The organism is Natronococcus sp. JC468, from assembly GCF_012163165.1.
GTDB lineage: Archaea > Halobacteriota > Halobacteria > Halobacteriales > Natrialbaceae > Natronococcus > Natronococcus jeotgali.
The window spans coordinates 1-13,755 of the sequence record NZ_JAAVUO010000010.1; the positions used below are offsets into that span (position 1 = coordinate 1).

General features: G+C 69.3%; 10 protein-coding genes. 5 read left to right on the forward strand and 5 right to left on the reverse strand.

The annotated features are described in order from the left end of the window. Positions 1-204 precede the first annotated feature (204 nt). The 4 genes from GWG54_RS07950 to GWG54_RS07965 form a co-directional block, all read right to left on the reverse strand. Positions 205-684 (reverse strand): helix-turn-helix domain-containing protein, encoded by a 480-nt coding sequence (locus tag GWG54_RS07950; protein ID WP_167937270.1) that lies wholly within the window; start codon positions 682-684, stop codon positions 205-207. 247 nt (positions 685-931) lie between these two features. Further along, on the reverse strand, positions 932-1,171 hold the full coding sequence (locus GWG54_RS07955; RefSeq protein WP_167937271.1) for a hypothetical protein: 240 nt from the start codon (positions 1,169-1,171) through the stop codon (positions 932-934). 301 nt (positions 1,172-1,472) lie between these two features. Continuing rightward, positions 1,473-2,822 (reverse strand): S8 family serine peptidase, encoded by a 1,350-nt coding sequence (locus GWG54_RS07960; RefSeq protein ID WP_167937272.1) that lies wholly within the window; start codon positions 2,820-2,822, stop codon positions 1,473-1,475. A gap of 276 nt (positions 2,823-3,098) precedes the next feature. After that, positions 3,099-3,506 (reverse strand): CBS domain-containing protein, encoded by a 408-nt coding sequence (locus GWG54_RS07965; protein ID WP_167937273.1) that lies wholly within the window; start codon positions 3,504-3,506, stop codon positions 3,099-3,101. 107 nt (positions 3,507-3,613) lie between these two features. Here GWG54_RS07965 and GWG54_RS07970 point away from each other — a divergent pair, with 107 nt between their 5' ends. Genes GWG54_RS07970 through GWG54_RS07985 form a run of 4 tightly spaced genes read left to right on the forward strand, consistent with a single transcriptional unit; the run spans position 3,614 to position 10,966 of the window. Continuing rightward, on the forward strand, positions 3,614-5,782 hold the full coding sequence (locus GWG54_RS07970; protein WP_167937274.1) for a hypothetical protein: 2,169 nt from the start codon (positions 3,614-3,616) through the stop codon (positions 5,780-5,782). Next, the gene (locus GWG54_RS07975) at positions 5,775-6,788 is read left to right on the forward strand and encodes a PD-(D/E)XK nuclease family protein (protein ID WP_167937275.1); all 1,014 of its coding nucleotides are present in this window, start codon (positions 5,775-5,777) and stop codon (positions 6,786-6,788) included. The genes GWG54_RS07970 and GWG54_RS07975 overlap by 8 nt, the downstream gene beginning before the upstream one ends. Continuing rightward, complete coding sequence (locus GWG54_RS07980; RefSeq protein WP_167937276.1) at positions 6,781-10,407, forward strand: UvrD-helicase domain-containing protein; 3,627 nt, start codon at positions 6,781-6,783, stop codon at positions 10,405-10,407. The genes GWG54_RS07975 and GWG54_RS07980 overlap by 8 nt, the downstream gene beginning before the upstream one ends. 55 nt (positions 10,408-10,462) lie before the next feature. Next, positions 10,463-10,966, forward strand: coding sequence for an 8-oxo-dGTP diphosphatase (locus tag GWG54_RS07985; protein ID WP_167937277.1), 504 nt, complete (start codon positions 10,463-10,465; stop codon positions 10,964-10,966). Positions 10,967-11,024: 58 nt separating this feature from the next. Here the strand turns inward: GWG54_RS07985 and GWG54_RS07990 are convergent, their stop codons facing one another. Then, positions 11,025-11,996: an NADPH:quinone oxidoreductase family protein gene (locus GWG54_RS07990; protein WP_167937278.1), complete on the reverse strand. Its 972-nt coding sequence runs from the start codon at positions 11,994-11,996 to the stop codon at positions 11,025-11,027. A 185-nt stretch (positions 11,997-12,181) separates the two neighbouring features. On the opposite strand from GWG54_RS07990, the gene proS reads away from it, so the two are divergent. Next, complete coding sequence (gene proS / locus GWG54_RS07995) at positions 12,182-13,663, forward strand: proline--tRNA ligase (protein ID WP_167937279.1); 1,482 nt, start codon at positions 12,182-12,184, stop codon at positions 13,661-13,663. Positions 13,664-13,755: the final 92 nt, after the last annotated feature.

The window sequence follows — 13,755 nt, forward strand, 5'->3', positions numbered from 1 at the left end:
GAGAGGGAGGGGGGTGTGGGGTGTCGGGGGGGGGGGGGGGGGGCGGCGGGGGGGCCCCCGCGGCGGGGGGGGGGGGGGGGCCCCCCCTTCTCATCGCCACGAAGATGGACAGGACATTCATCGAAACAGACGACAGGGCGGCGAGGATCATACGGTTCGTGGTAAAGATCGAGAATGTCTTCCATTCGTGCGACGAAATCAGCGTTATTCTCGGGTGGAATTACCCAATGGCTCGATTTCCACGGTTTCAGGTCGTTTTTTTAGCACCTGTCGAACCGTCTCGTGGGAGATCGACTCGACGTCGATCTCCTCGAGTTTGACGAGTTCGTCGGCGAGAAGTCGAAGCGTCCACCGAGAGTACCCTATGGGGGGCTCGCTACACGCTAATGCAACGAGCCGGGCTTCAGCAGCACCGTCTAGTTTGCGTTCGTAGACGCGATCGGGCTTGCGGCGATCCACCGCCGCAAGCCCTTCTTCGGAAAAGCGCTTCCGTGTGCGCTGGACGGTAGCAGGGCTACAGTCCAGCGCCTCGCTGATCCGTGGATCCGACCAACCGTCATCAGCCCTCAGCAAGATCCGTGCTCGTGTGAGCTTTCGCACTCTCTCCTCACCTGCTGAGAGGAGAGTCTTCAACTCGGCGCGCTCTTCTTCGCTGAGATCAACGATGTACTTCTTTCGTGCCATGATGCTCCCTGGATAACTACATCATAGACGACGGCTAGAACGATAGCCTTAGCGGATGAGGTTTGACAGAACACTAGTTCGCTCTCTGAAATCATCGAGGAGGTCACGACTGGCTGCGGTGCGACCGTCAACAGTCTCAGTGACGAGCTGGGCAAGTATCCAGCGACGATCTACCAACTGATGGAAGATTCCCGCGATATCCTCGTATTGAACAGCCCGACATCCCCACTCGAGCAGCACCGAAAAATCACCGAGATCCCTCGAGCCCCGCAAACCCACTCGAGCGAATATCCACCACTCGCTTCGGCGGGTAGTACCGCAGGCCACACCCGTCAGCGGGCTCGCTCCCCCGGAGCCACCCCGACTCGAGGATCGTCACTTGCTCGAAGGTGCGGACCAGCGTCTCCGCCCGTTGATCGTCGTGCTCGGACGCGAGTTCGACCTCGACACCACCCGTCCCGCCGGTTCGGTGATCACCGTTCCCCATCGTCTTCCCCTGCACCGCCGTCGCGTATCAATCCACCGACACGGGCAGAACCGACGGCTATCGGTTCGCCCTCGAGAACCGGCGCGGTCTGGTGCGATCGCTACACGGCAGTGGCCCGTCGCTCGAGACGAACGGGGGCGAAACCCCCGCGCTGGTGGTGGGTGGAGGCCCGTACTACGTGTCTCCGACTGCGGGGACGCGTTGGTCTCTCTTGTGGAACACGATAAGAGGGGGTCGCCTGGCGAATATTGCCAACCACGCTCGAGAGCCCGGTCCCTCGAGCGGGGGAGACGCGAACGTCCTACGACCGACCCGACCCCGCCGCGTCCTCGACCGCCGCCTGCGTGTCGAGGTAGCCCCGTCCGTAGTACTTGCGCTCGTACTCGTCGGGCACCGAGGCGGTTCGCTCGAGGGTCGTCCGCACCTGGTTGGCGTTCGCCCGCCCGTCGACGCTCCTGACGAGCGCGACGGCGCCCGCGACCTGCGGGGCCGCCATCGAGGTGCCGGCCAGCCAGGCGTGGCCGTAGTCGGCGCCCAGGTACTCGCCGTCCTCGCCGAACGACGGCACCGCGACCGCGTTCAGCACGTTGTCCCGTTCGTACTCGCCGCCCCGCCCGCCCGGCGCGGCGAGGTCGATCGCGCCGACGCCGTGGGTCGTGTACGTCGACGGCACGTACGGCGGTTCGTCGTACTCGCCGGTGTCGGGATCGAACCCGACGGGTCCTGTCGAACTCGTCGTGATTCCCCCCGCGGTCTCCGAGGAGTCGGTCTCGTCCCGGTTGAACTGCAGGCTCTCGCCCCAGTTGCCCGAGGCGTGGGTGTGGAGCGTCCCCTGCCGCCGAGCGTACGTCCCGACGCGCTGGTGGGCCTGCCCCCAGAACTTCCCCCATCCCTCCTGGCGCATCCGCCAGGTCCAGCCGAGGCTGAGGTTGGCCGCGTCGCAGCCGATCTCGGCGGCGTAAACCAGCGCCGCCAGGACCGAGCCGTAGTAGGTGTCGCCCCAGTACGTCGGCGGCAGCTCTCCTCCGTCCCGGCTCTCGAGCCCCGGTCCGGACACGCGCAGGTCGACCAGTTCGGTTCCGGGCGCCGAACCGACGACCCCCGTTCCGTCGTCGTTCGCGCCCACGATCCCCGCGACGTGGGTGCCGTGGGTCCCGCCGTAGGGTCCGCCGACGCCGTAGTCGTCGTCGGCGAAGCTCCGCGAGAGCTCGAGGTCGACCTGGCCCTCCAGGTCGGGATGGCCCGCCGCGATCCCCGAGTCGATGATCGCGACGCGAGTGTCCTCGCCGCGGGTAACGTCGTGGGTTTCGGGGACTCCCTGGTCCCGTTTGTCCCACTGGTACTCCGTCAGGTCCTCGCCCGCCGCGAGCGCGGCGGCCGAGTCCCGTCGCGCCGGCCGATAGGCGTCGGGATCGATTCGGACGTCGGGAGCGAACTCGGCCCCCTGGCCCTCGAGTTCGGCCTCGCTCGCCCGGACGACCAGCAGGTCGACGGGCGCCAGTTCGTGGACGAGCTCGACGCGGTCCTCGTCGCGCAGACTCGAGCGGTCGACGAGGAACCGATCGGTCGCTTCCGTCGCCGTCACGACGGAGCCGAGCGCGAGGGTTCCGAGCGATACGCCGCTTGCCGTGATGAAGGTGCGTCGGTCCATGGTTCGAGCGGTCGACGACGCGGATTGCCGACCTACCGAGTGCAGGTGCGGGCGTTCCGATACGCGTTTTCGCCCGTATCCGTATCTGAAATCCGGATGAAAATTTATAGTAATTAATGCGGAACGTAACGGGCAGTTCTCGGTTTTCCGTCGAGTGCCGACGTTCGTAACGCGAACCTCTCGAGCGACCGCGACGTTCGGAGCGGTCGTCGAGAGCCGCGTCGCTCTCGAGTCGCCCGCTATCGGAACCGCGGATCGAGAACGTGCGGACCGGGACTACGGCTCCGGACTCGGCGACTGGATCCGCGAGAGGTAGGCGGTCAGATCCGTCGTGGTCACGATGCCGATGACGCCCTCCTCGTCGTCGACGACGGGGAGGTGGTGGACGCCGTGTTCGACCATGAGATCCGCCGCGTCGCGGATCCCCGTCTGAGCGTCGGTCGTGACGACGTCCGTGCTCATGTACCGCGAGACCGCCGTCTCGGCTTTCGGGTGGCTCTCGGCGACGATGTCGACGAAGTCCGTCGTCGTCAGGATCCCCTCGAGGCGGTTCTCCTCGTCGACGACGATGACCGATCCGACGCCCTGATCGCGCATAACCTGTCCCGCGTCCTCGACGAGCGTCTCCGGCGTCACCGTCTGCAGGTCGGTCGACATCACTCGCGCGACGAAAATATCGTCCATACGAGACGCTTGGTACTGGATCGCATAAGGGTTGGCCAACCGGCCACCCTCTCGCCGATCCAACGGCGCAGATTTAAGTACGGATTCGGACATAGTCGGTGACGGTGATGACTCCGCCGCCTCGCCTCTCCGGTTCCTGTAAACTCCTCCCCGGGCCCGAGAGCGATCCCGCCGAGGCCGCCGCCGAACTGTACGCGGACCTCGCCGCGAGCCACGGCTCTCGGAACGTCCTCGTCCTCAAGCGCCACCCGACGGGCCTCGAGCGCCTGACCGAGGCGATCGGAACCGCCGGCGCCGGGGAGCCGCCCCGTTCGCCCCGCGTCGAGTCGGTTCCCGAGCACGCCTCGAAGACGATCGAGGCGTTCGATCCGACCCTCGACCGCCTCGAGTACGAGGAGCGCATCGAGCTCATCTCGCTGGTGATCGACGGCGCCGACCGCGAGATTCCTGACTACCTCGAGCACGCGGCCGCCCGCGAGGGGTTCGCCCGCGACGTCGGCCAGCTGCTGCTCGGGGCGACCCGCCAGCGGCTCCGGCTCGCGGATCTGGAGGATCCCCACGACTGTCTGGCCTTCCTGTACGCGACGAACGACCGCTTCCACGAGGTCCTCGAGGAGCGGGGGTACGTCGAGCGCGCCGACGTTATCCCGCGGGCCGTCTCGCTGCTCGAGGACGACGCCGACGGCGTCCGCGGGCGCGTGACGTCGTCGTTCGACGCCGTCCTGGCCGTCGAGTTCGAGGAGTTCCGCCGGCTCGATCGGCGGTACCTCGCCGCGCTCGCCGACGACGCCGAACTGGTCTGTCTCGGTCGGCGCCACGCGAGCGTCGAGCGCACCCGGGTCGAGCCAGGGACCGTCGACGCGATCGCGCGGGAGGTGGGCCTCGAGGTCGAGTCCCTCGAGCCCGAGCGCGCGGCCGGGTCGACCGCTCCCCACGACCCGATCGCTCGGTTTCTCGCGACGGGCGAGGCGCCGTCCCGCGAGACGGCCGACGGCTCGCTCGCGGAGGGTCGGGCGCGTCGGATCCGCGCCCGCAGTGCCCGCGAGCAGACCCGGGCCGTCGCCCGGGAGATCCAGGCGCTGCGGGAGCGCCGGGGCTGGACCGACGACGAGATCGCGGTCGCGGTTCCCGGGATCGAGCGCGTGCCCGAGACCAGACGCCGCCTCCGCGAGGCCGGGATCCCGACGGCGACGATCGGCACTCCCTCGCTCGCCGAGGACCCCGTCGTCAACGAGCTCTACGCGTTCGTCACGCTCCAGGCCCGCCGGGAGCGGGGAGCTCCCCCGCTCGAGGACGACGACTCGACGACCCGACTCCGCGCCCGGGTGCCGGAGTTCGACCGCGCGTTGCTCGAGGACTGTGACGGCTCGAGCGTCCGGCACTCGCTCGAGCGCTGGATCCAGCGCACGGACCTCAAGGGTCGGATCGCCCGCGAGGAGTCGTGGCTCGACGCCCGCGAGCAGTTCGAGGGCCTCGAGCGCGTACTCGAGATCGCTGACTTCGTCGAGGAGACGGACCTGGTCGGCCCGGACTGGGGTGGCCTTCGGCGGATGCTCCGGCGCACGATCCGGTACGACGCCCCCTACGTTCACGCCGTCGAGACCAGCTCGCCGACCGGGGGTGTCGCGGTCTGTGCGGCCGAGGACCTGAAGTACGACTCCCGGGAGGTGGTCTTCCTGCTCGATCTGATCGACGACCGGTACCCCGGAGACCAGCATCTCACGCGACTGTTCCCGCGGGCGTGGCTCGAGGAGATGCCGAACTATCCCGCGGTGACCGATCCGACCCCGGAGACGGTCACCGAGACGTTCGCGCCCGTCGACGATCCGGACGACGTAACCGACCCCTTCGGAGCCTACCACGCCCAGCGGTCCCGCCGTCGACTCGCGCTGGCCGCCGGCGCGGCCCGGACGCGGTTGTACTGCTGTTCGTACGAGCGCGGGTCCGGGGGACTCCGCCGAACCCACGAGGAGTCGCGATACCTCCGGCTCGCCGCCGCCACACCGGGGCTCACCCTGAACGACCTCGAGGCCGGTGGGACCCGGATCCGCGGCGAGGCGGCTGCGATCGAGGCGCTGCTCGAGCAACCCCGCGGGGAGCTCGAGCGCGTTCTCCGCGAGGCCAGCACCGGGGGCCGGGCCGACCTGGGCGAGACCGAGGAGCTGTTCGAGGAGATCGCCCTGCTGCTCGCCGAGGACGATCTCGACCCGGTGCTCGAGGAGGCGATCCGCTCGCAGTTCGAGTTCGCCGCGGGGGAGGTGGTCCGCGGTGAGTGAGCCGCCGGCGCTGTCGGCCGCCGGGATCGAGACGTACCTGCACTGCCCCAGACGGTACGAGCACGCCCGCGTCCACGGGCTCGAGGGAGAGGACGAGGATCCCTCGCGGGATCGGGTCGACCTCCTCCGGGCGGCGATCTGCGAGGCGTTGCGCTCGGGCGCGACCGACCGCGAGTCGCTGGCGGCCCGCGCCGCGGATCGACTCGCCGAACTGTGGGACGGCCACGACGAGCCGTTCCACTCGCGAACCCAGCGCGAGCACGAGCGCGCGGTCCTCGAGGCGACCCTCGAGGCCTACCTCGAGCGCGTCGGTGCCGACCACGCGGCGGGGATCGATCGGCTCGCGGCGACGCCCGAGGAACTGGTCGGGCCAGCGCTCCCGCTGGCGAGTCCGCGGTCGCTTCCCGAGGGGAGCAACCGCGATCGGGTTCGGGTCGACGCCACCGTCGACTACGTCACTCGCGAGGACTCGAGCCTCGTCGCCGTCGGCTTCGTCCCGACGCTCGCGCCGCTCGGTCTCCTGCGGTACCGCTCGGAGTGGGAGGGCGACGTCGCCGCGCTGTTCGTCGATCACTTCGACCCCGAGACCGACGTCTTCGAGCCGCGGGCGGTCGGCGCGCTCCTCGAGACCGCCGTCGTCGTCGACGGCCTCCGCCGGCTGCGGGATCGGCTCGGGCTCGAGGGGAAGACCTGCCGGTACGTGCAGGTTCCCCTCGCCGATCGAAACCGGACCGCGGTCAACTGGGTGCAAGGCGCCGTCGACGCGACCGTCGAGCCGATCGACCTCACCGAGGTCTACGTCGACCACCACACCTACGCGATGACTCACGAACACCGCAACGAAACCGTCGACTCGCGGCTCGCCGACGTCGCTCGCGACGTCCTCGAGGGAGCGTTCGATCCGACGCCGCGGTGGGACGAGATCGCAGCCGAGTCGTGTCCCGACTGCGGCTACGCCGTCGGCTGTCGGGACCACCTCGCCGCGGAGGTGCGGTTCGATGGATAGCGCGAGCCCGCCGGCGGAACCGATCGAACCGCGGGGGCGACAGCGCGACGTCATCGAGAGCGACCGGGCCTGCACGTCCGTCGACGCGGGCGCCGGGACGGGGAAGACGACGACCATGTTGCTGCGCGTCGAGCGGGCGATCGAGCGCGGCGAGGTCGACCCAGAGGACGTGCTGGTCGTCACCTTCGCCAACGAGGCCGCAGCGAGCATCCGCGAGGCCGTCGCCGAACGCCTCGAGCCCGACGTCGCCGCCGCGATCACCGTCTCGACGTACCACTCGCTGTGTCACCGGCTGGTCCGAGAGTACGCCTACTACCTCGGCTACTCCCCCGAGTTCGAGGTGGTGACCGAGCGCAAGCGCCGCCGGATCGTCGGTCGGCTGCTCGCCGAGCGGGAGTACGCGTTCGCGGCGACCAGCGTCGGCGACGGCTCCCCAGCCGACCTCGCCGACGCGGTCGACCGCTACGTCGCGACGATGAGCCGCGAGGACGTCGCGCCCGCCGACCTCCGGGAGCGACTCCCCGACACCCGAACCCTCGAGCTCTGCCAGGAGTTCGTTCACTGGCTCGAGCGCCGGGCCGAGGAGGAGCTTTCCTTCGACAACGAGGCGCTGCGGTACTTCAACCGGGAGGACCACCTCGAGGCGGCCCGCGAGGGGCTCGTCGAGTACGGCACGCTCATCAGCTACTGTCGGGAGAAGATCGCCGAGGCGCCGGCGGCGTTTCGCGAGGACGAGGTCGTCCGCGACGTCGACGGCTACCTGCGGGTCCTCCAGCGCTGCGTCACGAACGTGTACGAGGCGCTCGACCTCGACGAGCCGACCACGAAACAGCTGCCGCGGGCGCTGTTCGGCAACCGGATCGGCGGGACGGGAACCGACCGCATCGAGCAGACCCCCTTCGGCCGGCTGAAACACTACGTCGAGTACCTCCGGCTGGCCCGCCACTACGCCGAGGTCTACGCCGACTACCACGAGACCCTCGAGCGCGAGCGCGCGTTCGACTTCGACGAGCTGGTCCGCACCGCGACCGACCTGCTCGCCGACGGGGCCGTCGCCGACGAGATCGCCGGCCAGTGGGAGCAGGTCTACTGCGACGAGTTCCAGGACACGGACGCGACGCAGTTCGAACTCATCGCCGAACTCACCGACGGCTCCGACCGCCCCAACCTGCTCGCGATCGGGGACAAGGACCAGGCGATCTACGGCTGGCGCGGGACCGATCGGCGGGGACTCGATCGCCTCGCCGAGCGCTACGACGACCACGAGGGGATCGAGCTCGAGCTGAACTTCCGGTCGCGCCAGGAGATCCTCGAGCTGACCAACCGCTGTGCGTACGCCGACGGCTCGAAGACGCTGCGCGAGGACGGCCGCGAGCCCGGCACCTACGAGGCGGACGATCCTCCCGACCGCGTCGTCAAAGTCGAGAGCGACGAGCTCGACGACCCGACGGCCGAGCAGGTCGCGACGACCGTCTCCCGGCTGTTGAACGGCACCTGCGAGAACGTCCCCGAGCGCTCTCTCGAGGACGTCGCGGTGATCGTCCGCACCAACCGCCACGCCCGGCTGGTCGCCGACGCGCTCCGGGAGCGACGGATTCCGCACGAACGCTCGGGTTCGCCCCGGGGACAGATCTCCCCCGGAATCCGGACGCTGCTGTCGTACCTCCGCGTGCTGGTCGAGCCGGAGGCGGACGTCCACCTCCGTCGGGTGTTGCTCTACCGCTACCGCCTGCCCGAGGCCGATCTGACGACCTTACAGCGACGCTCGGGGTCGCTGTTCGACGCCATCTTCGACGTCGACGCCGACGACCTCGAGGCGACGACCCGGTTCGAGCGAGCCCGGGCCCACATCGAACGGCTCGAGACGCTCCGCGACGGCTACCCGCTGTCGGGGTTTCTCACCCGGTTCCGGGAGCTCACCCGCCTCGAGTGGTTCCTCACGGTCGAGGAGCGCCGTCAGCTCGAGCGGATCGACCGGTTCGTCGAGCGCTACGACGCCGAGCGGGTGGTCCGCTCTCTCACGCCGGCGTTCGTCGACGCGCTCGAGCGGACCCTGCGCGGCGGAAACACCGAACGGACTCGAGGCACCCGCTCGGCCGACGCCGTCGGCGTGATGACGGTCCACCAGGCGAAGGGCCTGGAGTTCGACACCGTACTCGTCCCCTACCTCTCCGACGAGGAGTGGTGCGTCGAGCACGACTACGCCCGCCGGGCCCGCACCCGGCTGCTCGCGGCGGCGCTCGAGGACGACGTCGACTCGCCGCTGCGGGCCGACGTCGCGACCGAGACCGTCGGCGAGGAGTGGCGGGTGCTCCACGTCGCGCTCACGCGGGCGGCGAACCACCTGTTCGTCTTCGGGAGCGAGTACGACTACGACGGCGGCGAGGGTGAACTGGCGGTCTCCACCGCGGACGCCTGCCTCGATCCAGCTATCGAGTGGTCGGTCGCGGGTGAGCGCATGGAGCTGTGGTCGACCCTGACCGAGAGCTTCGAGTCCGTCCGAGGGACCTACCCGCGGACCGTCGCCGACCGCACCGACGAACTCGCCGTCGCCGCCGACGAGCGCCCGGGCACGATCACCTACTACGCCGGCTACGGCGACCGCTCGATCGAACCCCTCGAGACCCGGGAGGCGATCGAGACCGTCCACCGGCTGGGCCGGCTGCTCCGCGACGGAACGCTGCTGCCGGCCGCCGACGCCGCGAGCCACGCGTCCGAGGCGGGACCGCCGATCCGGGTGCCGGGCGAGCGGCGGGCGTCGGCGCTGACCGCCGACGCGACCCGATTCCCGTCCGCGCCGCTGGTCGACGACGGCGGGGTTCCCGTCGCGATGCGCCACAGCTACACGGCCATGGAGAGCTACGAGGCCTGCTCGCGAAAGCACTACCTCGAGCACGCCGTGCGGGCGATCGACGATCCGATCGACGCCGACAGTTCCGACCCCGAGCACCCGGGGTCGCCCTCGAGCTCCCGGATCGTCGGCTCGGTCTTTCACGACGTCGCCGAGGAGGCGTTCCACCACGGCTACGACGGCCGCACCGACTGGCGAGCGGCCGCCGTCCGACAGCTGACTGCGCGGAACCTGCTCGAGCACCGCGAGGCAGTCCTGGCGTGTGTCGACCGCTACTTCGAGGCGACGGCGGCGGGGATCGACGACCCGGTCGCCGACTGGACGCCCCTCGCCGCGGAGCTGCCGTTCGCCCTCGCGGACGTCGCCGGCGTCGAGGGCGACGTGGTGGGCTACGTCGATACCGTCCGTCGGCTCCCCGAGGCCGCTGGCGGCGGACTCGCCGTCCTCGACTACAAGGCGACCGCGACCCGGATCGCCCCCGCCGACGCCGACCAGCTCGCGCTGTACGCCCGCGCCTGCGATCGGCGCCTCGAGGAGCCGATCGCGGCGGTCGGCTACGTCTACGTCGGCGCCGTCGACGGTCCGCGGGTCGAGCTGTTCGAGCCCGACGAGGTGCCGCCCTGGGAGTCGGTCCGCGAGACGCTCGAGGGCGTCGACGACCCCTCCTACCGCGAGACGACGCCGGGCGAGCACTGCCGTCGCTGCCCGCACCGGTCGCTGGGCTGTGCGCCCGCGGCGTACGTCCCCGACGCCGCGGACGACGACTGAGCCGCGGTGTCTCGAGACCGAACGCGTTTATCTTCTCCCAGCCGAACGCGGAGGTATGATCGAGGCGACGCTGTGTTTTCCCCTCCGCGACGTCGGCGGAACCGAGGAGGTGCTCCTGATCGAGAAGCGACGCGGCCTCGGCGAGGGCTGGTACAACGGTCCCGGAGGCAAGCTCGAGGCCGGCGAAACGCTCCGGGAGTGTGCGGTGCGGGAGACCCGCGAGGAGGTCGGCCTCGAGATCGACCCGGCCGACCTCGAGAAGGCGGCCGAACTCGACTTTCGTCTCGACGGCGAGCGCCACACGCTCTGTCACGTCTTCCGCACCCGGACGTTCGCGGGCGAGCCCCGTCCCTCCCCGGAGGCCCGGCCGGAGTGGGTCGCGGTCGAGGCGGTTCCCTACGATCGGATGTGGGAGGACGATCGGCTCTGGCTTCCCGCCGTCCTCGCGGGCGAGACCGTCGCCGGCGAGTTCCGGTTCGTCGGCGGCGAACCGCTCGACGAGGCCGACTTCGCGGACCACGCCCTCGAGCAGGGCGTCTCGTTCGCGGACGGGCGCTGAGCGCCGGCGCGACCGAACGGGCGCCGGGGCGGGGTTCGTCGCGGCAGCGCGGTCCGGATCAGGGTTTCAACAGGACCTTGCCCGAACTCTTTCGGTCCTCGATGTAGCGGTGGGCGTCGGCCGCGTCCGCGAGCGGGAACGACTTGCCGACGATCACCTCGAGGTCGCCGCTCGCGAGCCCCTCCGTCAGGTCGGGGACGGCCTGCATGATCCGACTCGGATCGTGCATCGCGGCCTGGCCGAGGTGAAAGCCCCGGACGCTCTTGTTCTCGAAGAGGAGTCGCCGGTTCTCCGCGCTCGCGGGCTCGCCGCTGGCCACGCCGAAGGTGACCATGCGACCGAAGTGTGCCATCGCGTCGAGGCTGCGCTCGAAGACGTCGCCGCCGACCGACTCGAGGACGAGGTCGACGCCCTCGCCGTCGGTCTCCTCGTCGATCACCTCGCGGAAGTCCGTCTCGGTGTAGTCGATCGGGTGATCGCAGCCCAACTCGGCGGCGAGCTCGAGTTTCTCCTCGCTGCTCGCCGTGCCGAACACCTCCGCGCCGGCGTTCGAGGCGAGCTGGACGGCCGCGGTACCGACGCCACCCGCGGCGGCCTGGATCAGCACCGACTCGCCGTCCTCGAGCTCGCCCCACTCGAACAGACAGGAGTGGGCGGTCAGGAACTGAACGGGGAAGCCGGCTGCCTCCTCGAAGCTCATCCCCTCCGGGATCGGGAACAGCATCTGAGCGTTCGCGGTGGCGTACTCGGCGTAGCCGCCCCGGTCGAGCATGGCGACGACCCGGTCGCCCTCGTCCAGATCGACGTCCTCGGCAGTCGCGTCGATCGTCCCTGCGGCCTCCATCCCGGGAACGTACGGCGCCTCGGGACCGCCCGGGTAGACGCCGCGTCGCTGCATGACGTCGGCGAAGTTGATCCCCGCGGCCTCGATCTCGATTCGGACCTCGCCGGGGCCGGGTTCGGGCAGGTCGCGGTCGACGACCTCGAGTTCGTCGCTGTCGCCGTACTCCGTCACTTCGATGGCCTTCATGGGTTATCACTCGTAACGAGCGCGTATAAACGTCCGAGAACGGGAAACCGAATGTCGAGGGTTTCTTCGCGGTCTCGAGTCCCTCTAGGAGTAACACACGGCACCGAACGAACGCTACCGCGCGATCGGTGTGAGACGATCACCAAACGGGGTCCATTTATTGCTCCGGTCACGAAGGTGGCGGTATGAGCGACGAGAGTCAGGAGCTCGGGATCACCGAGACGAAATCACACAAGCCCGGCGAGTGGTACGCCGAGGTCGTTCAGAAGGCGAACCTCGCCGACTACGCTCCGATGGGCGGCTTCATCGTCACGAAACCCCGCGGCTACGCGATCTGGGAGGGGATCCAGGACGCCCTCGACACCCGGTTCAAGGAAACCGGCGTCGACAACGTCTACTTCCCGCTGTTCATCCCCGAGAGCTTCCTCGAGCGCGAGAAGGACGTCGTCGAGGGGTTCGATCCCGAGGTCGCCTGGGTCACCCAGGGCGGCCACGAGGAACTCGAGGAACGGCTCGCCGTCCGCCCCACGAGCGAGTCGATCATCGCCCCGTTCATGGCCGACTGGACCCGCAGCCACCGCGACTTACCGCTGAGAATCAACCAGTGGTGTTCCGTCGTCCGGTGGGAGGCCACCGAGACGAAGCCGTTCTTCCGGACGAAGGAGTTCATGTGGCAGGAGGGCCACACCGCCCACGCCGACGACGAGGGCGCCTGGGAGGAGGTCTGGACCCGCCTCGACCAGTACGAGGAGGTCTACGAGGACGTGCTCGCGATCCCGGTGCTGCGGGGCAAAAAGCCCGAACACGACAAGTTCCCCGGGGCGGACACGACGACGACCGTCGAGGCGCTGATGCCCGACGGGAAGTCGGTCCAGGGGGCGACGAGCCACAACCTCGGCCAGTCCTTCGCGGACGCGTTCGACATCACATTCGCCGACGAGGACGAGGAAGAACAGACGGCGTACACCACCTCGTGGGGGCTGTCCTGGCGCGCGATCGGCGCCCTGATCATGACCCACTCCGACGATCAGGGGCTCGTGCTCCCGCCGACCATCGCGCCGACCCAGGTCGCCATCGTCCCGATCTGGCAGGCGGATACGAAAGACGAGGTCCTCGAGTACTCCCGGGAGATCGCCGACGACCTCGAGGCCGCCGGCGTCCGCGTCGAACTCGACGACCGCGACGAGCGCAACCCCGGCTTCAAGTTCAACGAACACGAGTTAAACGGCGTGCCGCTGCGACTCGAGATCGGTCCCAACGAGGCCGACGACGGCGAGGTGACGCTGGTCCACCGCCCGGACAGCGAGAAGGCGGTCGCCGACCGCGAGGGGATCGTCGACACCGTCGAGGACCACCTCGACGAGATCTTCGACAGGCTGTACGAGACCGCCGAGGAGAACCTCGAGGAGAACGTCCGCGAGGCCCACAGCCCCGAGGACATCCTCGGCACGATCGGGAAACACGGCGGCTACGTGAAGACGCCGTGGTGTGGCGACCAGGCCTGCGAGGAGGCGATCAAGGAGAAGATCGCCGCCGAGATCGTCATGCAACCCCTCGAGGACGAGGGCGGCCAGTCCGCGGGCGAGGTTCCCGAACCCGAACGCGAGGAGTGTGGCGTCTGTGGGGAGCCCGCCGACGAGATCGCATACTTCGCGAAGAGCTACTGAGTCCCCCTCGCCCTCGGGCGGTTCTCCGGGCCGTCCGAGCCGATTCGTTCTCCGCTACCTAACTCTTTAGCCAAACAGTGCTTACCCGCCGG

What these genes read in the sequence shown, in the direction of transcription:
- GWG54_RS07950 (WP_167937270.1), bottom strand. Translation starts at nt 684, where the DNA reads ATGGCACGAAAGAAGTACATCGTTGATCTCAGCGAAGAAGAGCGCGCC.
- GWG54_RS07955 (WP_167937271.1), bottom strand. Translation starts at nt 1,171, where the DNA reads ATGGGGAACGGTGATCACCGAACCGGCGGGACGGGTGGTGTCGAGGTC.
- GWG54_RS07960 (WP_167937272.1), bottom strand. Translation starts at nt 2,822, where the DNA reads ATGGACCGACGCACCTTCATCACGGCAAGCGGCGTATCGCTCGGAACC.
- GWG54_RS07965 (WP_167937273.1), bottom strand. Translation starts at nt 3,506, where the DNA reads ATGGACGATATTTTCGTCGCGCGAGTGATGTCGACCGACCTGCAGACG.
- GWG54_RS07970 (WP_167937274.1), top strand. Translation starts at nt 3,614, where the DNA reads ATGACTCCGCCGCCTCGCCTCTCCGGTTCCTGTAAACTCCTCCCCGGG.
- GWG54_RS07980 (WP_167937276.1), top strand. Translation starts at nt 6,781, where the DNA reads ATGGATAGCGCGAGCCCGCCGGCGGAACCGATCGAACCGCGGGGGCGA.
- GWG54_RS07985 (WP_167937277.1), top strand. Translation starts at nt 10,463, where the DNA reads ATGATCGAGGCGACGCTGTGTTTTCCCCTCCGCGACGTCGGCGGAACC.
- GWG54_RS07990 (WP_167937278.1), bottom strand. Translation starts at nt 11,996, where the DNA reads ATGAAGGCCATCGAAGTGACGGAGTACGGCGACAGCGACGAACTCGAG.
- proS (WP_167937279.1), top strand. Translation starts at nt 12,182, where the DNA reads ATGAGCGACGAGAGTCAGGAGCTCGGGATCACCGAGACGAAATCACAC.